At 61.3% G+C, this 24,657-nt stretch carries 19 protein-coding genes; 10 read left to right on the forward strand and 9 right to left on the reverse strand.

Features of this window, described 5'->3' with window-relative positions; all coding sequences use genetic code 11:
* Positions 1–173: 173 nt before the first annotated feature.
* The 6 genes from CCZ27_RS23535 to CCZ27_RS12145 all read left to right on the forward strand — a co-directional run bounded on the left by CCZ27_RS23535 (position 174) and on the right by CCZ27_RS12145 (position 8,758).
* Positions 174–1,037: a PDDEXK family nuclease gene (locus CCZ27_RS23535; RefSeq protein ID WP_157748563.1), complete on the forward strand. Its 864-nt coding sequence runs from the start codon at positions 174–176 to the stop codon at positions 1,035–1,037.
* Positions 1,034–3,472 (forward strand): TnsB C-terminal domain-containing protein, encoded by a 2,439-nt coding sequence (locus tag CCZ27_RS23540; RefSeq protein WP_157748564.1) that lies wholly within the window; start codon positions 1,034–1,036, stop codon positions 3,470–3,472. The genes CCZ27_RS23535 and CCZ27_RS23540 overlap by 4 nt, the downstream gene beginning before the upstream one ends.
* Complete coding sequence (locus tag CCZ27_RS23545) at positions 3,465–4,988, forward strand: AAA family ATPase (RefSeq protein WP_157748565.1); 1,524 nt, start codon at positions 3,465–3,467, stop codon at positions 4,986–4,988. Before CCZ27_RS23540 ends, CCZ27_RS23545 begins: the two co-directional genes overlap by 8 nt.
* The gene (locus tag CCZ27_RS12140; RefSeq protein ID WP_083200207.1) at positions 4,921–6,714 is read left to right on the forward strand and encodes a TnsD family Tn7-like transposition protein; all 1,794 of its coding nucleotides are present in this window, start codon (positions 4,921–4,923) and stop codon (positions 6,712–6,714) included. Before CCZ27_RS23545 ends, CCZ27_RS12140 begins: the two co-directional genes overlap by 68 nt.
* Positions 6,715–7,169: 455 nt before the next feature.
* Positions 7,170–7,463, forward strand: coding sequence for a helix-turn-helix domain-containing protein (locus CCZ27_RS24830; RefSeq protein WP_503660839.1), 294 nt, complete (start codon positions 7,170–7,172; stop codon positions 7,461–7,463).
* Entirely contained in the window at positions 7,460–8,758 is a 1,299-nt protein-coding gene (locus CCZ27_RS12145) for a TniQ family protein (protein ID WP_157748567.1), read from the forward strand. The genes CCZ27_RS24830 and CCZ27_RS12145 overlap by 4 nt, the downstream gene beginning before the upstream one ends.
* A gap of 243 nt (positions 8,759–9,001) precedes the next feature.
* Here CCZ27_RS12145 and CCZ27_RS12150 read toward each other — a convergent pair whose 3' ends face one another.
* The 3 genes from CCZ27_RS12150 to CCZ27_RS12160 are packed head-to-tail and all read right to left on the reverse strand — an operon-like array spanning position 9,002 to position 13,200.
* Positions 9,002–10,198 (reverse strand): RtcB family protein, encoded by a 1,197-nt coding sequence (locus CCZ27_RS12150; RefSeq protein WP_043743597.1) that lies wholly within the window; start codon positions 10,196–10,198, stop codon positions 9,002–9,004.
* Positions 10,199–10,246: 48 nt separating this feature from the next.
* Positions 10,247–12,727, reverse strand: coding sequence for a VIT and vWA domain-containing protein (locus CCZ27_RS12155; RefSeq protein ID WP_198363111.1), 2,481 nt, complete (start codon positions 12,725–12,727; stop codon positions 10,247–10,249).
* Positions 12,724–13,200, reverse strand: coding sequence for a helix-turn-helix domain-containing protein (locus CCZ27_RS12160; protein ID WP_096448512.1), 477 nt, complete (start codon positions 13,198–13,200; stop codon positions 12,724–12,726). Before CCZ27_RS12160 ends, CCZ27_RS12155 begins: the two co-directional genes overlap by 4 nt.
* 195 nt (positions 13,201–13,395) lie before the next feature.
* On the opposite strand from CCZ27_RS12160, the gene CCZ27_RS12165 reads away from it, so the two are divergent.
* The 3 genes from CCZ27_RS12165 (at position 13,396) to CCZ27_RS24755 (ending at position 14,869) form a co-directional block, all read left to right on the forward strand.
* Positions 13,396–13,914 carry a retropepsin-like aspartic protease family protein gene (locus CCZ27_RS12165; RefSeq protein WP_068803121.1) on the forward strand — a complete coding sequence of 173 codons (519 nt, stop codon included), beginning with the start codon at positions 13,396–13,398 and terminating at the stop codon, positions 13,912–13,914.
* Positions 13,915–14,319: 405 nt separating this feature from the next.
* Positions 14,320–14,487 carry a hypothetical protein gene (locus CCZ27_RS24005; RefSeq protein WP_197068762.1) on the forward strand — a complete coding sequence of 56 codons (168 nt, stop codon included), beginning with the start codon at positions 14,320–14,322 and terminating at the stop codon, positions 14,485–14,487.
* A 169-nt stretch (positions 14,488–14,656) separates the two neighbouring features.
* Positions 14,657–14,869 (forward strand): tyrosine-type recombinase/integrase, encoded by a 213-nt coding sequence (locus CCZ27_RS24755; RefSeq protein ID WP_157748568.1) that lies wholly within the window; start codon positions 14,657–14,659, stop codon positions 14,867–14,869.
* 83 nt (positions 14,870–14,952) lie between these two features.
* Here the strand turns inward: CCZ27_RS24755 and CCZ27_RS12175 are convergent, their stop codons facing one another.
* Positions 14,953–15,207 carry a helix-turn-helix domain-containing protein gene (locus tag CCZ27_RS12175; RefSeq protein WP_082047735.1) on the reverse strand — a complete coding sequence of 85 codons (255 nt, stop codon included), beginning with the start codon at positions 15,205–15,207 and terminating at the stop codon, positions 14,953–14,955.
* Between the two features lie 132 nt (positions 15,208–15,339).
* Here CCZ27_RS12175 and CCZ27_RS12180 point away from each other — a divergent pair, with 132 nt between their 5' ends.
* On the forward strand, positions 15,340–16,266 hold the full coding sequence (locus CCZ27_RS12180) for a DUF2726 domain-containing protein (protein WP_096448516.1): 927 nt from the start codon (positions 15,340–15,342) through the stop codon (positions 16,264–16,266).
* Between the two features lie 40 nt (positions 16,267–16,306).
* Here the strand turns inward: CCZ27_RS12180 and CCZ27_RS12185 are convergent, their stop codons facing one another.
* The 5 genes from CCZ27_RS12185 to CCZ27_RS12205 all read right to left on the reverse strand — a co-directional run bounded on the left by CCZ27_RS12185 (position 16,307) and on the right by CCZ27_RS12205 (position 24,642).
* Positions 16,307–16,873, reverse strand: a complete 567-nt coding sequence (locus tag CCZ27_RS12185; protein WP_232516363.1) for a plasmid pRiA4b ORF-3 family protein — start codon at positions 16,871–16,873, stop codon at positions 16,307–16,309.
* A gap of 83 nt (positions 16,874–16,956) precedes the next feature.
* Positions 16,957–18,396, reverse strand: a complete 1,440-nt coding sequence (locus CCZ27_RS12190) for a DUF6880 family protein (RefSeq protein WP_052484401.1) — start codon at positions 18,394–18,396, stop codon at positions 16,957–16,959.
* Positions 18,396–20,441 (reverse strand): protease Lon-related BREX system protein BrxL, encoded by a 2,046-nt coding sequence (brxL, locus tag CCZ27_RS12195; RefSeq protein WP_096448520.1) that lies wholly within the window; start codon positions 20,439–20,441, stop codon positions 18,396–18,398. Before brxL ends, CCZ27_RS12190 begins: the two co-directional genes overlap by 1 nt.
* A gap of 57 nt (positions 20,442–20,498) precedes the next feature.
* Positions 20,499–22,808, reverse strand: a complete 2,310-nt coding sequence (pglZ, locus tag CCZ27_RS12200) for a BREX-1 system phosphatase PglZ type B (RefSeq protein ID WP_198363112.1) — start codon at positions 22,806–22,808, stop codon at positions 20,499–20,501.
* A gap of 148 nt (positions 22,809–22,956) precedes the next feature.
* Positions 22,957–24,642 carry a DUF262 domain-containing protein gene (locus CCZ27_RS12205; protein WP_096448522.1) on the reverse strand — a complete coding sequence of 562 codons (1,686 nt, stop codon included), beginning with the start codon at positions 24,640–24,642 and terminating at the stop codon, positions 22,957–22,959.
* Positions 24,643–24,657: the final 15 nt, after the last annotated feature.

Raw genomic sequence — 24,657 nt, forward strand, 5'->3', positions numbered from 1 at the left:
CGTAGAGGAGATGACTGATGACCTGCTCAACGAGGAATCAAGTCTGCGTGCCGATGCGCTGCGACAAGCGTCAGCGCCAACATGACCGTCACTGGGCCACTTAAATGGCTCGCGCGCCGAAGGTAACTTGGGATCGTGTCGCAACCCTGATCGCCGCCGGCCACGGAAGCGGTTTGGACGAGTTCTACCAGCCAATCCTGCAGATCAAGCGCTGGAACACCTCACCGGTGTCGGTGCAGGTGGTAGAAACGCTCCCCCCGTTCCGACGCCGCTGCCACTTCTTTTCTTACTCCGAATACCACATGGCCCTGCTGTTTAGCTGGGCCGGTGCCTTGATTCGTGAGCAGTTCCCAGCCTGGCCCTGGCCGCATTTTCACCCTGAACACGGGCGTAACTTCGAGGATGACGCGTTGCTTGCACGGTCACCTGGAATGATCAAGATTTGCCGCGACGCGGGCATCGGCCATGGGACTTTTGTTGGTACTGACATCCCCTACATATGGTCAATTGACCTCTGCCTCACCCTACCTTGGATCGAGGTGCCGGCCCAACGTACGGTGCTGGCCAGCATCAAGCCACTAGATTCCGATAGATACCAGCACGTTGACCCGCTGGACCGTGGCCCGGAAAAACTTGAAGGGGAGCGCCGTTACGCGCGACAACTCGGCGTCGGCTACATCGTTGCCGATAGAACTCAGTATGTCGGGCAGTTGTTCGCGAACCTAGATCTTTACCGGCGCGCGGCAACGCTGCCCCCCAACGGTCCCCTCGCATTGGCACGGGACAACCTACTGGCTCGGCATGCACAAGACCTACAAGCACAGCCCGTTGCCGACAGCATCAGGTTGGCCGCCGATGCGTGCCGCATAAGCCATGCAGACGCAACCGCCCTAGTCCATCACTGCCTTTGGAATCAGGCCATCGACTGCGACTTGTCGCGCGATATCCATCCCGCGAAGCCACCACCTCAGGGCGGCCGACGCCTGCGCCAAGCTGTCCGGGACGTCCTCACCCGACACGCTCTTGGGAGGTCATGATGACAGAAACATCTCAACGAGTTCCCATTCCCGGCGAGATCCTCACGCCCACCCAGCCCAAGGTGCTGATCGCAAAGACCATGCGGGTACTGCTGGTAGAACAAGGGGAACGTGACCGAATCGTTCTAATTGCACTGGAACCGATCACCTCGCGGGGCAGGAAGTATTTTCAAGGCCCGATCACTTTGCGGCTTTCAGATGTTGAAATGGACCTCGCTCGAAAGCGTTGCCGAATCGTCGAAGGTGGAGTAGCACCCCGTCCAGACTCGACTGCAAGTGATGAAGAGCTTGATCGAAAGTACTGCAGGGCTGGGCAGGAAAAGTCAGGAACCCGCCGAAAGCGCGAGCAGCGCTGGGCCCTGATCGAGCCGCTGGTCCGTGACTTTGACAGCCGCACTCGGCTACTCGACCGACAGTTCCGCGTGGCGACAATCGCAGCCCGTGCCGCCGAGTTGTCAAAGAAAAACGATCTACCTGCTAAGAGGCTGACCCGTCAGATCAACGACCTACTGAATCAGTACTGGGCCGGAGGGAGCACTAGGGGTGCGCTAACGCCGTTCGATGATGCCCGCGGGGCACGCGGAGAAGAGCGTACGCAACGAAAAAAACTTGGGCGCCGCAACGCGCCGACGAAAGCCGGAAATAGTGGGCAGGAAGGCTTCCTGCTATCCGAGCACGACAAAGACATCTGCGGGTTCGGCTGGCGCAACTACTACATCCGCGGCAAGACCGTCGCCAAGGCACTGCGCCGTACCTGGCGGGAATTTTATTCAGATATCACGACCAACAAGCGCGGCCAGGCTGTCCACACGCTTTACCCGGCAAATCAGCGGCCAACCCGAAAGCAATTTTGTACATGGGGACGCCAGCGCTCGCCCGGCCACGAGTCCTGGAAAACCCAGCTCACCAAATTCACAATGGCGCGAATCGATCGCGCGCTGCTGGGTTCCGCAAATGACAACGTCACCGCGGTCGGCCAGCGCGGCGCCATGGACTCCACGGGCGTCGACATCAACTTTGTGAGCGTCCTCAACCGCATCAAGCGAATTGGCGGCGCACATCGCATCCTGATCATTGACTCCAAATATGGCTACATCCCGGGATTTTATCTGGGCCTCGATGCACCCAGCGCCACAACAGTGCGGCTTGCAATGCTACATGCAATCTCTGACAAGACTGAGTGGCTCGCGTGGCTTGGGCTGGAGGAACAGAACCCTGATGACTGGTTGAAGATACAGTTTGCCTGCCTGGTTGCAGACAACACCGACCTGCGCTGCACGGCCGTAGAGGAATGCCTCGAGGCAATCAGCTGTGGTGTCCAATTCGTCCCGGTTGCTCGATCAGACATGAACTCCACTGTCGAGAGCGCTCACCACACTGTCCATCGCGCGTCCGACCACAACATGCATGGAACGACGCACGGAAAGAAAAAAGAGCGCGGGGAAGCATCACCCGACGAGGACGCCTGCCACACGATCATTGAAGCGATTCGCGAAACAGCGCGCGCCATCCACGCCCACAACACGATGCCGCTCGACATGATTCCGACGCTTGCTGAACATCGCGAGCTGGTCACCCAGGGTATCCCACTCACCCGCCTGAATCTAACGCGATGGGATATCTCTCGCGGCAAAGTGGCAATCAGCTTGATCGGCATCCAAGAGGCGCGCATGAAGTTGCTTATGCCCATTCGCGGAACATTCACCAAGAATGGCGTCAAGTTGCTACGCCCGGACCGCGGCGACAGGCGCGAATTCGTCGAACCCGTACGTTACATTGCCCGCGATAAGGATTTCGTGCAGCGCACCATCCGCGCGAGGGTCATGCGCGGCCGCGTCACCCCCGAGAGTTGGGACGACGATTTCCTGCACGACCCGTACCACCCCTCTCACATTTACTACCGGGACCCAGTCAGCGGCCAACTGATGGAGTTGGACGCCAAAGTAAACAGCGACGACTCGGAGCGCCTCGTTGAGTGTTCCCTGCCCGACATGTTGGACCTGATAGACACCTGCAGCCTCGACCGCTTCAACGCTCGCGTCGGCCGCGATGATGCCATGAGCGCCCTGGAGGACGCCCAGGACCATACCAATCAAGAATCCAAGGCAGCCTACCAGCGGGACCTCGACGAAGCGCCGAAGAAGCCCTCCAAGGCGGGGATGAAGCGTGACAAGAGAGCTAACCGGGAAACTGAGAAGGCGGCATTAGTCTTTGGAATGCCCGTACTGCCAGCTACTGACCCTATCCAGGCTGACTCCCAGCCAACCGACGAGCCCGCCCAACCTCCTTCGGCTGATGACACCGAAGGCCGCGCTCCTGAGGCCGAACCTCCGAGCGTCGCGACTCAGGCGCTGCCGCCGAGCCCGACGACCAGCGCATCGCCTCTGGTCCAGAGCATCTTGAGACGTATCGCAGAAAGGAGCCGCAATGCCTGACAGTACCGAAGCTAGCAGCACTTGGATAAGGCAAAGAAATCCCCTTACCGACGGTCTCCCGCGTTTCCCCGACCTCGACAGCATCGCGGCGGCACTCGCCTTCGATCCACTTGCCGGAATCGACGTCAAGTCACTTGATATAGCAACTCGAATTGGTCTTCTCAATTCGGAGAAGTCTCCTCTCCAACCTACATCTGTCAGTGTCCAGTGCGCGCTCGCCTGGCAAGGCATGCTGCTGACCGGGCTTGATCGGCGAAATCCACTCAATAACGCCGCACGCCTCGATTATTGGCAGACGTTAATGAATCCGGGACGTTCGGTTTCCCAGCCACCCAAGCTGCCGAGCAAGGGCATGGCCATCCACGTTGTCAAGGGCCCCACCGGGACCGGAAAATCCGTCACAGCGGATCGGTTTTGCGCACTTTATCCGCAGCAGGCTGTTGAGCGTGCCGGGTGCGAAGCTGCTGGCTTCAAACACTTGCTACAATTGATCTACCTGCAAGTCGACATGAGCGCGGACGGCACGCGCGGCGGATTTATTACTGGAACCCTGCTGCAAATGGACCGCGCCTTGGGAACAAACTACGCGGCGTCCCTTAAGAAACAATTTCGCACCGTTGAACAGCTGACGGTTGCACTGATTGCGAGACTCATAGCGCACCACACGGGCATCCTATTTATAGACGAGGGGCAACTGAGAAACCTCGTGCAATGCGGGCACGCCGACCTTATCCAACTGTTCCTGCTGCAACTGATGAATAGTGGAATCCCGACCGTCTTCGTGGGCAATGAGCGAGCATTTGACTGGGTCGAGTACAGTCAGGACCTTTCGCGCCTGAAGTTGATTCCAGGTGCACGGTTTTCGCCCCCGGGGTCGCTGATTCCCGGTGACCCCCGATCACCGAGTACCCAGCACGCCAAGCTTCTTGCCGATGCCGATGCGCAGACGCTTGTCGACGGGATCATGTCTTACTACCTCCTGAAGGAGTCACCGCAGCGGCCTGAGGAGTGCATCCAGACTTTGCTTCAGCGCAGTGGCAGCATCGCGCGCCTCGGCCTTACGCTCTGGACAAGCGCCCAGTTGCAGGCACTTCTCCTGCACGGTCGCGAATATGTGACCCCCGAGGATATTAAATCGGCTTACAACTCGACGGACTTCGACGCTCTGCGGCCGTTAGCCGACGGCTTCAATTACCGCAAACCCGAGTTGTTTGCGCATTATCCGGATGTCGCATCAGCGTTTTACAGAAAGATCTGGGGCTTCCCGGCCGACGAGAGCGCTTCCGCTACCGCTTCGGCGCGGCAACCGACGCACCCCCCGAAGCAACCGAGGCCTCGCAAGAAATCAGGCAAGTCGAAGTTTGCTGCAGAAGAGACCCGCGAAGCCAACACTGCCAAGGAGCGCGAACGCCTCGAAAAGACGCTCAAGGAAGAAGACATGCGCAAGAATGGACTGGTCCAGCACGCGCTTGAAGGCCTCGCAGAGCTTCGTGAGAGCTCTGAAAAAACGTCGTGACATGCTTCCAGCACTGTACGAGGGAGAGACACTATATTCGCTGCTCACCGCCACGCAGCGCTTGCGCGCCGATTCAAGGGCCGAAGTAACCTGCGCCACCTTGTTTGGAAGTCCAGTCGCCGGACTGCGGCATGACTTCCCGAGCCATCTGGACGAGTTCTCCCGACGAACTCGCGGCGTTTTCGGGACACCTGAGGTGCTCGCGATGCAGCACTCCGTGCTTCCCTACTTCACGGCATTTCGCAATCAGGACGTTGTTGATCGCGCGATCATTGCAATGGCAGGAAACACGGTAAATCGCCTTAAATTCATACTCGGTTTACCGGCAAGTCCGGCTGGCGCCAATTACCCACTTAGTTTCTGCAAGACCTGCACTGACGTAGATATCAATCGCGATGGTCGCGCCCATTGGCATCGCATTCATCAACTTCCTGCATCTTATCTGTGTCCGATTCATCACGAACTCCTCCTCACCTCAGAAGTGAGGCTCAATGGCCTCGGCCGGAGCCAGCTTTTCTTGCCCGGTGATCAGGATCTGAATGTGCGGGCAACGGCATTGGAGCTGACACCTGATGCCTTACCCATCCTTCGCCGCTTCTCTGCTCTCAGCGCCGCGACACTCACCAAGTCGCTGCCGGGCGGATTTAACGAGGCTTCACTGCAGGCATGCTATCGATTTGGCCTCACGCAACTGGGATTGCTGACTCCAGCAGGTTTCATCCGTGCCAACGACTTCGTTAGCGCAGTGACTGCACACTTCCGGCCAATCTCGTCGCTCTCACCCTTCCATCGGGTCGTCTCCACGTCCTGTTCAAGCAGTTTGTTAAGGCTCATCAGGAAGCCACGAAACGGCATACCGACGTTGACCCACTTGGTGCTAATTGAATTCCTGTTCGGGGACTGGGAAAGATTTGTCTCGGCTTATCGGTGGGAGAGTCAGTTGTCGCTCTCCTTCAACTGCACCGACCTCCTTACGTCGCGCGACGACGAATTACCCCCAACTGACTTCGCTTCAGCGCTGAATCGTATAGCCGACGGCTACCGGACGAACCAAGGTTCCCTTCGGGCGTTGTGCACCGCTGAGGGTGTCGACATCAACACCGCGATGCGCTGGATCGGGCGCCTGGGTCTGGCCGATATCTCACGCCGGCCGCGAGTGGTAACCAATACGGTTAGGAGATTGGTAGTCTCCTTACTGGAGGCAGGACACCCACTGCGTGACGTTTGCGCCCAGACCTCCCTGTCGAAGTCGACCGTCGACCGAATTCTCAACGACAACAGCACGCTGCGTGCAACCTGGAAGGCAAGCGCTTTGGAACGTCGTCGAAAGATCGAGCGAGATCGCCTCGATGACTTTCTCGCGCTGAACCCCGAGGCAACGATGCCAGTCGTCCGGGCGACCACTGGAATCGGATACAGTTGGCTCCTTCGCCATGACCGACTATGGCTGCGCAGTCGAGTTCGAAAATCCGTACGCACTGGCATGGCTGAACACAAGCGTGTCCCTCGGGTCGATTGGTCCGGACGCGACGCACAATGCCTGGCGGCCTTGCAGATCGTCGCCGAGAGCCTGGAATTGTCCGCCAATGAGATTCTAAAGGCGCCTGCAATCCTCCGGCGACTGCCCAAGCTGCCATTTAAGCCACGCCTTGAGCGCCTCCCCGAATCCCGGAAATACATCGAAAGCCTTCTAGACGACCTACGCGACCTCAGAGCCGCTAACTGAAGAGCGCGCGTCGGCGTGCATTATCGTTCTCGTAGCCCAAGTCAGCGTCTGTGGAAACCACCGGTACCGGGAAGGCCCTCCCCCGCTTCGCCAAACGTCAGGCTCTGAAGGTCGGCAGCCAAAATACAATCGCGGGCCCAACCGGAACCCCACTCCTTGAGTGGTCCAGGCAATGTTGGCTAACCGATTCCTTGCGAAGGATGCCCGAATCCGAAATTCGCCCAGAGCGCCACGGCTCAGTTGATCCGTATCGCTCTCCGATCGCCCGACCAAAGCATAACCATGTCCATGCTCTATACGCGGTTCTTGGAATGGATCGATCCTTGGTGATCGATAGCAGGCTCACGGAGAGATAGATTCCCCTTGCATCCGCATATACTTTTATGTATTTTGTGGTCATGCACGGGACTGAATCTACCTTGCCCATCGAGGAACTCTCTCGACTCGTCAGGTCAATGGGCATACATCAGGACGAGATCGCCTTGGCGACGGGCGTGACACAACCTCATGTCAGCCGCGTGTTGTCGGGAGGGGTTTCTCCGACCGCAAAAGCTTATCGGCGTATATGCGCATATGTGGTCAGCCGGAAGAGCCCCATCTCGACACTCCGAGTGGCACAGAACCAGGAGCTGGTCAGCGCGATCGCATCTATCTGGGATGGTTCGGAAGAACAGGCGCGGGCGCTTGGGGCCGTCATCCGATCATTGGCGCCGTTGCTTACGCTCTACAAGACTGGCGATCCGAAATGATTGTCGAGGATGCCGTCCGCCTCGTCGGGAGGACCTTACATCCGCGATGGCTGCAGCGTCCAACCATCCTGCCCGACGAACTGGCACACAGCTACGCACTGCGCGTCCTGGTGCTGAATGAAGCCGACTCTCTCGAGTCGTTGATCGCTGCCGTATCCGCCGATGGTGTAGTTGATCCCAAAGTCCCCAAGGCGCAGTTTCTCGCATGGGTCGCCGATGTGGACGTTTCGGAGTTTTTACGGTTTCACACACTCGCCCCCTTTCAGCAGGCCTTCACGTGCGGCGCGACACCCCATTCCCATGGCGAAAATCGGGAGAGCCATCTACGTTATGAAGCACTCCGGGTCAAAGTGCCATCCTTCAGGATCTGCGATGCTTGCAAGCAAGAAGACCTGGCATATTGGGGATTTCCGATCATACGGGTAAGTCACCACATCCCTGGGGTCGAATGGTGCGAGAAGCATGCGCAACCACTGATCTCCACGGGTTTCGACACACGCCACATCTCCCGAATCCAGAGATTCTCTTGGACGGCTGCTCCATCAGATTCAACGGAATGGCCTGGCCCGCAGAACGAGGTCGTAGAACGGTACGCTGCCATCTCAACGGCCCTGATGGCGAGATGCGAGAGTATGCCCGTGAGACAAGCCAGCGGCATAATTGCGGCCCGTGCGAAACAGCAAGGGCTGCGGAGGGCGTTAACAGGAAAACGGAAGATTCTTTCTGACTTGGTACTCGAGACAGCGCCGAGGGACTGGATCGCTCGCCTTCTCCCGTCCTTTCTCAGCCAGAAAACAAGGCCAGGAGTCTTTGCCGCGTCCCTGGACGGCGTGATGAAGCCTGCGACCATCTGCCGACCCGAGGCCTACGCCGTCGCACTGGCGGCTCTTTACAGTGACGCGGACGAGGCGCTCTCGGACTTGACCAACGCGCAGGAGGCACCAGAGTCGCTGAAAGTTCGCGCAAAGCGCTCGCGTCCCAGTGGGAGCAAACCGGCCGGGGCTCACACGGCCACTGAAGTCGCCGAGGCCTATTTCCGTTCGAATTTCAGTAACGCGGCGATGGCAAAGCTACTGGGGGGCTCGTGCACCTGGATAAGATCACTCTTGGTGCGGCTGAATCTTCCACCGGCGAGCCTCATTGGAAAGGCACGCAACCGAGCGGCTTTAATGTCTTTCAAAGCTGGCGCGAACATCGACTCGGCTTGCACTTCGGCTGGCGCGTCGGTCACAGACCTCGTAGATCTGCTCCGGTTTGACCTTGACCTCCTCGTGCCCTTGATTCGCCGGGGCTAAGCTAACCGTTCGCATATCGCTGCCACTCGAACTTCTGTGGAGTTCTACACCGGACCGCAGGTCGTTCAACAGCATGCAGGCGGCGCTCATCGACCCCTGGCGCCCACGAACCTGCAGGTCACACATCGCCCATGCAGCCATCCAGACGCTGCATTTGATGAGCATTCAGCACGCCGTCTGCCTGCTCAATCAGGGTTGCGCACCTCGCAAAGCGCCGAGCCCACCCGTCCTTGGTCACCACGTCTACCCCTTCACGCACACCACCTGCTTCAAGGTATGCAGGATCTCGGTCAGGTCGCGCTGGTTGGCCATCACTTCATCGATGTCCTTGTACGCCCCGGGAATCTCGTCGACCACGCCCTTGTCCTTGCGGCAGATCACCCCTTTGGTCTGGCGTGCGAGATCGGCTTCGGTGAAGCGCTTGGTCGCGGCCGTGCGGCTCATGCGCCGGCCGGCACCGTGCGCGCTGGAACAGAAACTCTCCGGGTTGCCCTTCCCGCGCACGATGTAGCTGCGCGCGCCCATGCTGCCAGGGACGATGCCGAACTCGCCCTGCCCCGCACGGATCGCGCCCTTGCGCGTCACCCACACGTCGGCGCCGTAGTGGTGCTCGCGGGCGACGTAGTTGTGGTGGCAGTTCACCGCCTCGGTAGTGACCGTAAACGGCGGCAGGTGGCGCGCCAGCCCCAAGAGCACGAGATCGAGCATCGCCTGGCGGTTGGCCATCGCGTATTCCTGCGCCCAATGCACCGCCTCGACGTAATCGGCGAAGTGTGCGCTGCCCTCGGCGAAGTAGGCCAGGTCACGGTCGGGCAGGTGGATCATGTGGCGCGCCATGTCCTTTCTCGCAAGCTCGATGAAGTACGTCGCGATCGCGTTGCCGATGCCCCGGCTGCCCGAGTGCAGCATCACCCAGACGCGCTCGTGCTCGTCCAGGCAGACCTCGATGAAGTGGTTGCCGCCCCCGAGCGTGCCCATCTGGTTCGCCCACTTGGAGAACTTGCCGAAGGCCTTGAGTAGTTGCGGGTGGCGCTCGGTCAGGGCCTTGAGGCCTGGCTCGAAGGGGCGCACTGCGTCGACCAGTACCCGGCCGTCCGCATGCTGGTCGCGGCCGACCGGCACATCGCGGCTGATCTGATCGAACACCTTTTTCAGCCGCCTCTCGTCGATGTCGTTGGCGGTGAGCGACAGCCGCGCGGCGACCATGCCACAGCCGATATCGACACCCACCGCCGCCGGGATGATGGCCTGGTGGGTTGCGATGACCGAGCCGATGGTCGCGCCGATGCCCAGATGCACGTCGGGCATCGCGGCGACATGGTGGTGGATGAACGGCAGGCTCGCGATGTTGGCGAGTTGCGCCTTCGAGCCTTCGTCGATGTCGTCGGTCCAGATCCTGACCGGTACGGCGCTGCCGTCGAGGACGGTCTTCACAGGCATGGGGGCGTTCCTCGCAATTCCTTTTCTACGCGTGACACCTGCAATCGGCTAACCAAGCGCCGTCACCTCGTCCCGAAGGTCAAACACGCAGTTGGGCCAGCGCTCTGCCCGGAGCGTGCTTACAAACACCTGCAGGCGAGCGACGATCGGCTCGGCTGCAGGATCGTCCTGCATGACCTTCAGCGTCGCGCCCGGTGCCACGCGTTTCGCCAAGGCCTTGAGCCGACCCAGCGTACCGGTGTCCGACAGCAGCGCTTCGTGCAGATCGCGCTGCGCCATCGCCTGGATGAAGCTCGCGACCACCAAGGCCTCGCCCTCCCCTTCAGCGAGCACGAACTTGAGCCAGTCGAGCACCGCCGGACCGACACCGATTCGGCTCAGCTCAGCATAACTTTGCGGCCATTCGGCCTGCGGGTGACTGTGCAGCCACTGTGTCAGGCCCAGCGGGGTAAGACCTGTGTAATGCGGTTCGGCACGCCAGTAACGCGGATCGTCCCGGGGTGGCTGCCTAGCGTCCTGGTTCGAGCCTCGGCGCAGGAACGCCGGGATGTCATAGTTCCCTGCTTTCTTGAGCGTATCGCGGCGATCCGACCGTCGTCCCGAGCGCAGCACCACGGGCGCATCGAAGGCATCTTCGAAGTCGAAATACGCACCGCTTACCGTAGCCGGTGAGCCATAGTGCTGCGGCGCCTCATTCACGGTGAGCGGCGCCATGCAGGGGTCGATGCAGAAGTCGAGACTGCCGAGCCCGCCAAAGCCGGCGGGCAGCATCGAGGGCACCTTCACGAGATCGGGCATGTCCGCCGGCTTGTCGGCTCCGGCACGCGTCTCGACGAGCAAGAGATGCGTCAGCGGGCTGACCAACTGATAGGCGACGGCCAGTTCGAGCGCCTCACGCGAGTGGGCGCCCTCGGCGGTGAGCAGGCCTTCGATCTGCGCGGCCACTGCCATGCGGCTGAGCGTCGCATCATGCTCCGCAGCAATCAGGCTGGCCTCGCCCAGTGACTCGGGCGCCACGGCGTGCGGGCGCGTCCCGACCAGACGCACCGTCCCATCCGGCACCTGTGCAAAGCGTGCCCACACGGTCACCGCGTCACCATCGAACACCGAGCCGGGTAGCGCGCTCATCCACATGGGCTTCGCACCGGCCGGCCACACAAGCTCCAGGGACGCCATGCGCTGCGAGCGCAGGCGCGCAAACATGCGCAGCACGGCCGGTTCCACAGCCTCTCCGGATGCGACGAAGTCACAGGCCCCGCCGGTCTCCTCGGCCAGGCGACGCAGCACGCCCTCGGCCGGTGCGCTGCCGATACCGACGACGAACACCCGGTGACCCAGCGCGCGCGCCTTCGCCACCGTTCGGTCGATGGCGTGGATCTGGCCATCGGTGATGAGCAGCAGATCGATCGGCGCAGCCCCCTCCTCAGCACCGAGGTTTGCCGCTGCAGCGCCGGCCAGGGCCAGCGTGGAATCCAGCGCCTTCTCCATCTCGGTGCCGCCGAGGTCAGCTTGCAACTGTGCCGCCCAGCGCTGCCCGGCCAACCGGGTCGCGGGGCTCGTTCGCCACAAGGCACGCGAGCGGTGCTCGACGGTGCTGCCGAAGCGTGACAGCGAGAACCGCTCACCCTCGCGCAGGCCGGCGAGGATGGCCTGCAGCGCACGTCGCGCGGCGGCGATGCTGTCGCCCTGCATCGAGCCCGAGCAGTCCACCAGGATCTTCACTGCGAGCGGATGGGCCGACGCCGGCACACGCGGGCAGAAGCTCGCCAGCACGCTGACCGCGCCCGCGTGCTGCGTGTCCTGCGCGCACAGGGCGAGCGAATCCTGCACGACCTCATCGAGTACGAGGATGAAGTCACGATCAAGACAGCCACCGCGTGCAAGCGACACGACCATCGCCGTCGTCTCGCCCTCACCTTCCAGGCGCATCGACAGCGGATGGCTCGGCGAGCCGATGCGGGCGCGTGCGAGGGCGCCCTCGACGCGCAGGCTGAGCTCGAACGGATGCACGACCATCAGATCATGCTCGACCACCTGGTGCGGCTTCAAGCCGGCATCGGCCACCGGATCGCCATAACGCGGGGCGATTACCGTGGGCACCACCAGGCGCAGGCCATGTTGCTCGAACTGGAGCACCTGGGCGTAGCGTAGCCGCACCACACAGGTCTCCCCGGGTGCGAGGTTGCCCAGGTTCAGCGTGTAGCTGTCATCGAAATTCTGCTCGAGCAGGATGGCGGTGTTGCCTTCGGCAATTGCGTCCTCGTAGCCCTGCTCAGCCTGCTTCTTCTCGACCACCGCGCCGGACAGGCGGCGATCGCCGATCTGGACCTCGACCCCGAGCAAAACGGCCGCCCAGGGTAGCGGGAAGGTGTACACGAGCTCGACATGACGGTCGAACGGGTTGGCAAAGCGCTGCTCGAGGTTCGCTTCAAAAAGCGTGCCGCGCAGCGTGCCCTCGAAGCGCACGCCCTTGAGCGTCATTGCCTCACCCGCGCGCGTCTCAAGCCGTGCCGATTGCTGCTTCATCATGATTCTCTCGCCTGTCGTTCGCTTTTGTTCGTGTTCGCCGGATCCGCCGGCGAAGCACCGTCTTCTTCACCCTGCGCCGCCTTGAAGGCAGTCATCACGCCCTGGATGAACTGCCTCACCGCCTCGGGACTCAGCCCAGCCCGCTGCGGATCGATGACCACCTCGATGCCCTCGGCGACGGTGAGATGGCTGCACACCGACACGCTGCCGATGGCGCGTTCGCGAGCGGGAACCGGCGGCGGGCCACCGTGCAGCAACTCGCGGACGCGCTCGAGGGACACCCCTGCCGCCGTCCACTTCTTGATCAGCAGCAGTTGCTCGAGATGCTTGCTCCCGTAACGGGCCGCCCGGGTCTCGCCCTGCGGGCGGTCGACCAGGCCGATCTGCACGTAGTAACGCACCGTGCGGGGCGGCAAGTCGGCCAGGACGCAGAGATCGGCGAGCGGGTAGCTCGGCGCGGGGTTGTCGGGCATCACTGTGCGAGCCGTATTCATGCAGTCAGTTTATACACCATCGGTGTTCCTATACAACTGCGATAATAGACCCCGTGCGAGGACGAACCGACGGACGCTTGCTATCCTGTCGTCCGGATCGAGGCGCGGAACATTTCGAACGTCCCGACGAACGAAGGCGAGTGAACGACACTCGAGTATCCCTGACGAAGAACGATGAGCAATCCTGATCAAGCCACCCGCAGACTCGGACGGCGCATGGGCTTCCTGGCGACCCTGGCTTTCCTCGGATTCGGCTGGGTGACGTTCGATGGCGCGATCATGAAGCGCGAGGACCCCAACCACGCGCTGACCGTCGCGCCCGGCGTCGACGAGTGGGTGCTCCGCCGCAATCGCAGCGGACATTACTTCTCCCCCGGCCTCATCAACGGTCAGCCGGTGCGCTTCCTGCTCGACACGGGCGCGACGCACACCTCCGTGCCGGCGCACCTGGCCCAACGCCTCGGCCTGCGCCCAGGCGCCCCGTCGACGGTCTCGACGGCCAACGGAGCGGTGACGGTTCGCGCAACCAGAATTGACGCCCTGGATATCGGGCCATTTCGCTTCGCGGGTGCGCCGGCGCATTTGAACCCCGGGATGCGCGATGATGATGTGCTGCTCGGCATGAGCGTCCTCAAGCACCTCGAGTTCACCCAGCGCGGCGATGTGCTCGTGCTCAGAAAACCCGCTGGATAGTCATTCCAGGTGTGTCGATGCCGCCCCTGCTATGTTCATCGGCCCGGGGGCGTGGTTGTACGTTGATGGCCCACAGCACGAAGACGAAGCACTGGATCCCGCCGATCCACCCCTGGGTTGACAGCCCACGCCCGCCTCCGTTTTAATCAATCCATCGCGCCGATTTGAGAACACAGCTTGCGGGCGCCTAATAAATGCAGCTAAAGCGGCCACACAAGACCCGCTGAGCCTGCATGGCCATCGGGTCTTTTGCTTTTTGCAGCACCTCACGGGCGCCCAGCGCCCAACCGCCGGCATTAACGACAACTTGCCGGGGCGGATGAAAAATACCGGCTAAAGCGTCACCGCCTCTTCGCCCCCGCGAGGCCGGTCACGCCGGCTCAACAGGGGGCGAGGAGCATCACCATGATCAGCACGCAATCCACGGGCGACCGGCGCCTGACCCCCAGCCAGCGCGAGGCACTGGGCAAGTTCGTCCCCCATCCCTTTCCGCTCGCGCATGCGAGCACGCCGGTGCGCCAGCCGTCGAGCGAGCCCCTGCCGATCCGCCCAAGTTGGCTGGGCTGGCGTTGAGCCGGGGAACACGAGAGCCTTCATGTACTTGACGAACTGATCGTGGAGTCGGAGCCCTACCGTCGGGAGTGTGGATTGACACCCTAACCTATCTGGCCAGGCGACTCGCTTCCTCCCTCCAGTAGGCGGGTAGCGTCGAGCCTTGACGCGCAGGGCGGTGCATAAAATCGTGCAAGAGGTCTTCGAGCGTGTTGCGAAGCGAGGGGAGGCTCTTGATGACGAACTCAGATCGCGCACAAACATCCTTAGCACTGCCTCCGCGCACTGGCTTCGTCACACGGCCGGTTCGAACATGCCCGGCGCCGAGGTCGATCCTCGGTTCGTCAGCGACAACTTGGGGCACGAGTTCATCTTGGCCACGAGCTTGTACTTGCAAAGTTGATGATGACGAGCGACACAAGGCCACAGAACGCGGCCCCCCGTACCGACTGGTCTTGACTCGGAGCGCGGTGAGTTGACCGACTTCTAGCTCGCGACCGACTCAGCAGCCACGGCGTTCCGATCGTCGAACTCGAGCAATTTTGAAGGAGGGAGTCCCAGCGCCTGCGCCAGCCGAACGATGTTCAGAAGCGCGACGTTTCTTTGCCCGCGCTCGACGCCCCCGAGGTAACTTCGCGCGAGACCGCTCTCAAGCGCGAGGTATTCCTGCGACCAACCGCGGCTTCGGCGAAGCTCGGCAAGGCGCTTACCGAAGAGAACCCTGGGGTCTGAGGTAGCCACACGCAGTCGGAAATGAATTTTCGACTGATGCTAGGGGTGAGGCCACTATGAGGCGACGCTCTATGAGTGACAATGGGCGCGCCGACACGTACCATTGCCACTCGATTCTGACGACTTAGACGACGAGACTTCGTGCAGTTAAGGGATAAGGCAAGCGTCATTCGGACGTTGCGTGGGCATCTGCATCGGCGCGAGCACGCCGCCTTTGTCACTGTGTTTCTCGACGGTGAGGTTCAGGCTTTCCGGGAGAACGACGACTACTTGAAGGCCCTTGCCGGCGAGGCCTTGTGTCTCCTCCTGGAAGCACCGCAAGCCGCCGAAGAGCTGCTGAGGGAGTACGAACGGCTCCTTCTCGGGACAGAGATATCCGCTCCTTACTCGACGGTCCTCAGCCTGGCAGAGCGTTTGAGTTCAAACTCGCTGCACGCTATCGCGAGGACACTTCGCGATGAGGATCGACGTTGGCCCGCACGACGCCAACATCGCAATCGAAAGCAGCAGGAACCAGCCAAGGCCCTTTCCGAGCCCGTTATCGAGGTGCGACGCGTCGTCAGTAGCACGCTCATGCGCTTCGGTGATCCGAACGCGTCCGACGCAATGGGAATCCGACGATCGGTTTTCAGGAGTAGCCAGGAGAGGTCGTTTCTCAAGGCCTTGTCATTGAGATTTCCCGCGCTACTTGCGCTGCCGAATTATCCACTTGACCAGATGATCGAGTTCAGTCGTCTGCGCGAACTCGTCGGCAAGTCGACCTGGGCCTACGCTAAGAACTGCAGAGTCGATGCAGTGCTGGTCGTGCCGGATGAAGGAGACCCCGTTGCCGCGTTCGAACTCGATAGTTCATATCACGATCGGCCCGAGATCAAGTCCCGTGATGAGATGAAGAACGCGATTTTCGGTCTCGTTGGGCTCCCCTTTTTTCGTCTGCGCGCCGAATCCCCAGAGACGATGACAGCGGATGACTGGTACGCATTCCTGACTGACGAAGTGGCTCCAAACATCGATGTCGGACGGCGCTTGCGAACGCGATCCAGCGCAACCAAGTTTGTCCCTGTCTGAGGCGTAACCGCTGCCCTTCACAGTCATCACCTGACCAGCCTCACCCCCACCGATTCCAGGCCATCCGCAGCAAGGCCGCATTGGCAGCATGCCGGTCAAAGCGCGCCGGGTCGAAATCCTCACCAGCCCATCGAAGCAGCCGACGACCTTCATCATCCACCGGCCGCTGTGAAATCTGCTCCATGAAGTCCATGTAAGCCGCTACACCGCCCACATCCTCAGGCGGACAGGCTCTCTCGCCCGCCGACACATAGGCGTAGCCCCGCTGCTCGCCGTCAAGCGACTCAACACGCTCGACCACAACGCGATGCTGCCAGCTATCGCCAAAATCGTAGAGATAGGAGAAATGGTCTCCGACTGTCACTACGCGGTCCAGTCTGACTCGGCGCTCATCGAGGATTTCCCGCTCCGGGTCGTCTTCGGGATGCGGAGTTGCATAGGTCTTGCCGCCAATCTCGAACTCATGCAGATGCGCGTCCGTCCAGCCCATTGCGGCTTGAACGTAGTGATGAAGCTTGCCCAGCGTCGTATCGCCATCGACAAGCAGTCGCCGCCAGATAAGCGGTTCAACCTCCTGGAGCTCGATGCGAAGGGTGTAGGCCTTCACGACGGATTTTCGCGACATCCAACCTCCCTGTTTCCTCACTACCAGCAATTACAACGGCAGGCGCAACTCGAGCAGTTCGGGGGTCACAGCGCGTCCAGCAGCTTCATGAAGTTCCGCTTGCGCTTCCACTCCAGCCGGATTTCCGCCAGTTCGTCGCCGAACATGCCCAACTGCTGGTGCGCCACCCGCAGTGCGCGGATCTTCTTGACGATTGCAAAGGCCTCCCCGTAGTGGGAACCGCGCGAGCCGCCTTCAACCCGATGCGGCAGCAGGCGCTTGTAGAGCGCGATTGCCTCCTCGTGGTGCGTCGTGCCCCGCGCTTCGGCCACCGACTCCCACAGGCCAACATCGACCTTGCCCCCGCTGAATGCATCCCACATGGTCTCGGCCTCACCCTCGCGCAGAAAGATGGACACGATGTCGCCCCGGCAGGGTTTGTCCCATGGACTGCGGCGAACGCGGCTATCGGCGGCTTCTTCCTCCGCGACCTTCTGCCACAGGAAATCGAGCGCCCGCTTGCGCAGCGCGGCCTCGCAGCCAATCAGACCGGCGACTTCCATCAACTTGAAGAATGAACCGCAGCCAGGGGCCTGCTCGAAGCGCTGCCAGGCGAGTCGCTCTACCTCCGCATGCCGCCCAAGCGCCAGCTGCAGCTCGATGGCAAGGCTCAGCAGGTCGTCATTGCGCTCATTCGGAAACGCCGCAATCCCCTGCTCCACCCAGCACAGCGCCTCCTCCTTACGGCCTCGGTCACGAAACAATCCGACCAGCGTCAGGAAGCACGACGGGGACGACAGATTCTTCGCCTGGATGGCGACCAGCAACTCGAAGTCATCCGTGCAGCGAGCAATATCCTTCATCGCCGACTCCACCTGGAAGCGTCGCGTGCTCCAGTCGCTACGATAGTGCTCGGGACCCAGGGTCGGCAGGGCCAGCCAGTCGCGCTCGACCCGCTGCCGATATGCGGCCAGCCCTTCCTCGCCCAGCGCCTCGGCGTAGTCGGGGAGCACCTCATGAAAGGTGTCCCATTGACCATTCATCTGGAAACCGTACAGGCGCTCGGCCAGCGCAACGGGGTCGGGATGCAGGGCGTTACAGGCCGCCAGATGCACTCTTCGCAGTTCAACAACCGCCGGCATCACCTCGCCGCCGGAATCGTCGATGTGCTGCAAGGCCTCTTCCGCGAGCGCGATGGCTTCCTCGATGACCTCGATGAGTTCCTCCTGGCCGTCCGCAATGCGCTGTGACAGCAGTTCCCCGAGGTCTTCCAATCGGATTGCGTAAGCTCCAGCTTCCCGATACTCAATGAAGCCGTTCGTGCGGGTGGCCTGCTTGACCACCTTACGCAAGTCGGAAAGACCGGTGCTATCCGCCACGGTCGCTGCCATCAACAACTTTTGGCGCAGGGCGTCATCACGCCAGGATGCTTCGACGATGAGCTTGCGCAGTGCTGCAACATCCAACCCCTGCAGGTAGGCCTCTATGCGCCCTTCGTCGGACTGCCAGTCATTTTTCGCTGCCATCAATCCACCAGTGCCTTCAACAGCGCATCCCGCGCATCCTGGTAGAACTCGATGTCCAGCTTGGTCGCCATATCATCCGACAGGTCGAACAACTGCCGCCGGCAGCTAACTGGCATGAGCAGCGATTTGGCGCCCTTCTCGACCGCCATCTCGGCGATGGTCACAGCGTTGTGAACGGGCTCGATGGTGCCCCCGATGGTCACCTCACCAACCACAATCAATCCACCGCGGACCGACTTCCTCAGCAAGGCGCTCGACAAGGCAATCAGGCAGGCGACTCCGGTCTTGGCCCCACTCTTGGCTGCGTCGAACCCCCGAAGCTGCACCGAGAACTCGTGCGAGCGCGGGTCACGGTCGCCGACCAACTGCGCTGCGCGGGTGTAGAGGTTCTGCTCCGCGCAGCGCACGGACTCCTGAAACGCTGGCGGCACGGGCTTATTCAGCACGCGAACACCGCTTCCAGGGCCCTCGGTCACCTCCAGCCGGAACAGGCCCGGGTGCTCGTCCGCACCACCGGGACTGAGCGTCCAGATTTGGCCCGACTCCAGCGGTTCATCGCCGATGCCCTCCTGGCTGCGCAGCTCCGGTGTGGTCACGAACTTCTCCACCCCTTCTGCGCCCAGGGTGTAGCTAAAGTGGGTGTTGCGGAATTCGGCCGCGCCGATGCGCTTTTGCTGCTCCTTCACCCGTCGACGTACCTCGAGCGCCAGTCGCACCGCCCACTCGAGGTCCTCATCGCTGACCGCTTCCTCTGCGTCCGGATGCAGCAGCTTCAGCAAGCCGCTCACAGTCTTGTTTACCGCATTGATGTCCCGGCCGGACAAGGCGCCACCGAGGAACACCCTGCCCTGCATCGTCGACACCCGGCTCTGGTTGCGCAGTTGCGTGAAGCACTCGGACAGAAAGTCGCTCACCAAGCCAAAGTGCTGGGTAAACAACGCCGGGTTCATCTTCGGCACGTCCCACCCAGGCAGGAAGCCGTGAATCCGGTCCATGAAGGCGGTGTCGTCACGCATCTCGGGAGGCAGCGGGCCGAGCAGATGACCGATGCGCTGTTGATGCTCGACGTCTACGTCGAAGTTGCCGACCAGCACGATGGAGCCATCGGCACGGATGCTCTCCTTACCGCGCGAGAATTCGCCCGACTCCATGTAGCCCTTCATGATGTTGACGCCATCCTTCTGGTCGAAGGACACGCCTGACACCTCATCGAAGCAGACCACGTCGTACTGGCAGACCAAGCCGCGCTGCCCGTTCGAGTTATTCACGAACATCCGCGCCACAGTCGCCTTGCCGCCGGAAATCAGGTGGGCATAAGGCGACACCTGCTGGAATAGGTGCGACTTGCCGGTGCCGCGCGGCCCGAGTTCCACCAGGTTGTAGTTGCGCTCGACGAAAGGAACCATGCGCAGCAGCAACGCATCCTTCGCACGGTCGTTCAGCCCATCGGGCTCGAAGCCAACGCTGCGTAGCAGGAAGTCGCGCCACTCGGCCGTGGTCAGCTCTTTGCGTCCCTCGGCAAGAGAGGTCAGCACATCCCGCTTGGAGAGTTGAATCGCACGCAGCGCGTCGATGCCGAACGGTCGCCCGCCCTTTTCCTGGGCAATTGCCGCATCGTAGCCGAGCGTGATTTCGGCGTAGAAGCCACCAGTGAGCATGCGCTCGTGCTCCTTGATGAGCTCGGGCGAGATACGCACGTCGTTCAGCCTCAAGCTGGGCAAGGACGCAACATACGAGTCGCTCTTCGCATCAAGTCGCGCAGTGATGATGTCGATGATTTTCACCGCACCCGTCTCGCGCGCGCGCGCCTTGAAGAGCTCCTCTTCGCCGGCCTTCACCGTGCGCGACTGGAGCTGTCGCTGAACGATTTCCAGGCCTTCCTGAATCTCAGCCTCGTCGGTTGTCGCGCAGTAGCGGCCGAGTAGAAACTCGACGACATAGGTCGGCACGGGAAACTGGCGGCTGAAGGTTCGCACCAGGTCCTTACGGACGATAAAGCCATCGAAGGCGGAAGCCGCCTTGCGGTCGAGGTCATCGAGATTCATCGTGTTCTGCACGCTCTGTTCTTGTTCCGCTCTGTACGTGTTCGTCTCGCGGGCGACCTACTCGCCGACCGTCGTGTTCATCTTGGCCAGCAACTTACCCTGGCTGTCGAGCACCACCAGCACCGCCGCGGCCCCCTCATTCGAGTCGTCCGCCACCGCCAGCGAAGCCTTCCCCTCAACCAGGTCCTTGACCGCCGCAGCGATGGAGGAATCTTCCGCTGCAGCCTTTGTGCGGATGTCCACCTTCAATCCGGGTAACGGCGGTAACACCTCGACGTTGCAGCGCAGTCCGCGCCAGGCGAGCTTGGAGATAGAGACGTTGGTCTCCGGCGCCCCGCCCTCCAGTTCGAGCGTCAACTCGGGCACCAGGCATTCCTGCAAGCTCAGTCCGCCATGGGCGTACTCGGCGCCGGCCACAAAGCTCGCAATGCCGGGCGCAAAGGCAATCTGCACCTGCGGGCACCAATCCCAGCCAAAGGTCAGCGGCGTCGCCGTCGCACTGTCCTTCAACACCGCGCAGCGCCCCCAGCGGGTCTCGGCCTGCGACTTGGCCAACTCCGCCTTGGGCATGCCCCCTGGCACCAGCAGCCAGCCGTGGTCGGTCACGATGCGAAACCGCCGCCAGCCTGCATCGGCCAGCGCCTGCATGCGTTCGACAATCTCGGCCAGTTGGCCGTCGATGTCGCGAGCTAGGCGCAGGCCATGCTCATGCCCGAAGTGGTCGAGGTCGCCGCACTCCACCCAAGCCTTGCCCGTCGGGTCGCCTGTCGCGCTACCGGACAGCGGCTCGTATCCCGCGTCTGCCAGCAGCTTGCGGAAGTTGTACGTGTTCAGCGGCTTCATGGTTGCGGCAACGTTGGGCTCGAAATCCGCATCGTCCGCCTTACCTGCAATCAGACTCGCAACGGGGGACACCCAGGCCTTGCCCGATGCGGTGACCGAGGGCAGCGAAGTCCAGCCCGAATTCAGCGTGACCTGCCCCAGCGCCCCCAAACGACTCGCCAGCATCTGTGCAACGTCGAAGCGCAAACCGTCAACAAACACCACGCACGTGCCCCCGGGGTCACTCACTTTCGAGACGCCGCCCGGATTGAGCCCACCAGACTCGACCACTGCCTTCTGGAACGCGACACTCGAGGCTTCCAACCAAGGCAGATATACCGCGCGCAATGCGGCCGTTACAGCATCCTGGTCCGCCTTGGTATGCGCTTGAGCCAAAGCCTGCAGCGCTTCAGCATCGACCCGCCAAGCCTCTTCTCGGTAGCGCTCCGCCAGCACCTCCAGCGAATTTCCGAACGCAGCCGCCTGGGAGTGTTGCGCTACGAACGCGAGATGCCCGAGCGCGCGCGCGAGCGGTGCCTTCCCCATCTGAGCCCATAGCCATGAACGGCGCTCGCCATGCTGCTTCTCCGCATCCAGAATCGCAGCGCGCGCCTGAACCGCCGTCATCGCGCTCAATGCATTGAGCCGGTAGCGCAGGTCAGACTCACCTTCGTCGTTCGCCTTGGGGTAGGCCGAGGTGTCAGCGAACAGGTCGCCCATGCTGTACTGAACTCTCGAGAGCAGCTCGACGACCGCTGGGAAGCTCGAATAGGCGTCCTTGTAGAACTCCCAGACCGCACCCCACGAGCCCGCCCTGGCTGCCAGCTTCTCTGCCGCGGTCAGCTCGCCATCCTTGGCCGGGTCGAAGCCGAAGTCCTTGCGGCAACGGCTGACGAACACCTCCCAGCGCCCCCCCTTCCAGGCATCTTCGGTGGCCTTGGCATCGTTCATCCAGACAAGGATGTCCCGCGTCGGATTCGGTGCCAGCAAGCTGTCCAGCCAGGCCGCGTCAATCAGTCGACCTCGCAGTTCCTCGACCGCCTTGCCCATGAGCTCGCCCGACGACAGGGCGCGTAGCAAAGCCTTCTGTGTCGCTTGGTCTTGAGCGACGTCTAATCCCAAACTACCGTTCTTCGACGTCAGGAAAGCGTTCAGCGTCCAGTCCTTGGCATTGACCTGGGTCCAGAACACACCGCGATATTGCAACTCAGCGAGGGGTTGGAGGTGTCGTGGGCAGGACTCAATAGCACGGAGGTCGGCCCGCGAGACGCCCGGCAGGTACACCACCGGCACGCCATCCAGCGCCACACCATCGAGCTTGCCGGCCAAAGCACATTTCAGCCAGATGGCCGGACCTTGAAGCACCTCGGGCGCATAATCTCCAAGCCTCAGAACCGACCGCCCCGAAGCCTGCAAAGCCCTAACTACAGGCTCCCATTGACGCTCGGCATCCGTCCAAAGAATCGCCTCAGGCTGAGCCTGAACCGACCTATTGAACTTGCCAGCTTCCTTCAGTGCCCGTGAAACCGCTTCGCGAAGATTCATCAACCCTTTCCCGCAAGCCAATGCAGTTGGAACTCGGCTCTAACGTGGTCCCAACGTGCCAAAGTGTGAAAGTTAACGTGGCGTAGACGGCAAATTCAGCACGTATTGAATTTTCTAAGCGTCATCCGCACGGCGCACGGTCACTGCATCAACAAAGCGCCCACTTGTCCTGCAACAGCGCCAGCAATGCTTGCTGCCGCCGCTTCACGTCCTCGGGCCGCCAAGTCGATTGATGAAGAACCTGTGTCGTGAGCGCAAAAGACGACACTCCGCTGCGTCCCGCAAAATACGCGACCTTCTTGCGCTCGAAGTCATAGTTCTGGGCGGCCGAATTTCGCCTTTGGTTCAGCGGCACGAGGTTAGCCAGGCGATGCACCCACTCCACACGCTCTTCGCCGTCCCCCCACCATCCGGCCCACTGCGAATTCGCTGCTACCGTTTGTGGCAAGACGTGCTCGATGGTGAGAAGGCGGTCGTCGTACCGAGCCGCATTGTCTGATACGAAGGAATCCAAACGCAGGATGAGATAGTTGCGGCGCCGTGCGCTCATCTCATAGACCGGGCCGTCGAGGACAGAAATCATGCGCCTGCACTCACTATCCTTCAATTCGAGACTCGTCACTGGTGCGGCCAACGAGTGCTCACCCTCCAGTTCCCTCAGCACTTCGGCATAGCGTTCGATACGCTGATTCACATCCAACCCGCACACATGCATGTAGGCCGCCAAGCGTTCGAGCTTGCGGAAGAACCACAACACATACCCAGCGTCGCTTCCCTTGTCGGCAAGAAAGCGCATCGCGGGCGGCAACCAATCTGAGTTGTCGATACGGTTCAACCAGCCCAGCAGCACATTGACGTCCTCCGCATTCGACGTCGAGGTGTATCGCATGTGCTTGGCGATGAGGTAGGCATCTGTGTAGGGCTCGATGATGCTGGAAATGAGAACCTCAGCCGTCTCTGCCTTCGGCAGCACCTTGTCGCGGAACTCGTCGAGTAACGCTTTGCGAGCCTTCTCCTTGGCGTAAATCATTCGGATGTGGGCAAACACCTCGGCGAAACCGTCGCGGCCAGTCTCGACCTCCAGCTCCTCCCAGATGTCGTTGAACTCATCCTGCTTCGAGGAAGGAATTTTGCCGATAACGTCCGACTTGATAATGTCGGTTGGCAACAAATCCAGGCCCCGGCTGTTGAGAACCGAGAACACCCGAAACGCGGACTGCTGGCTGGGAGTGGAAACAGCGACCAGAAAGCAGCGCTGAACCAGGAAGGCACCGAACGCGCACAGCCGCTGTTCATCACTACCGAAGGCTGCATCCAGCCGCTCGAGCATCGTCAGCGCGTTTCGGCGGATGTTTCGCTTCGACTCGTTGTCTAGTTGAGCGGGGTCGAGTGCAACCAGATCGGATAGCTTCAGGCCCTGGACGTAATCCGCAAAAAACTGGCGGTCACGCTCACGCAAAGCCAGGCGGGGCTTAGGCATCAAGCCCTGCGACGCCCGCCCCGGCTCGCGCAAGTAGCTTTCAAAATCGCTTCGCAGCTCGCCTGAGAACTGCGAGGTCAGCGCCGCTAACAAAATGGTTAGGGTGGTCAGCCGCTGCTGCCCATCAATCACCTCTGAATGTGGGCGTCCCTCCTCCTTGATGAGGACGATGCTGCCGAGAAAGTAGGTGTCGTCTGGCTCGTTGAGGAAGAAGTCGTGCAGGTCCGAAAACAGTTCCCCTGCCTGAACATGCGTCCAAGCATAGGGCCGTTGGTACGTGGGAATCGCATAGTCGAAATCTGAACTGAATATCTTTGAAAGGGGATACTCAGCCCCGGTAATTTTCTTGCTCATTTCTGTCTTCGATTT

It is taken from the genome of Thauera sp. K11 (assembly GCF_002354895.1).
GTDB lineage: Bacteria > Pseudomonadota > Gammaproteobacteria > Burkholderiales > Rhodocyclaceae > Thauera > Thauera sinica.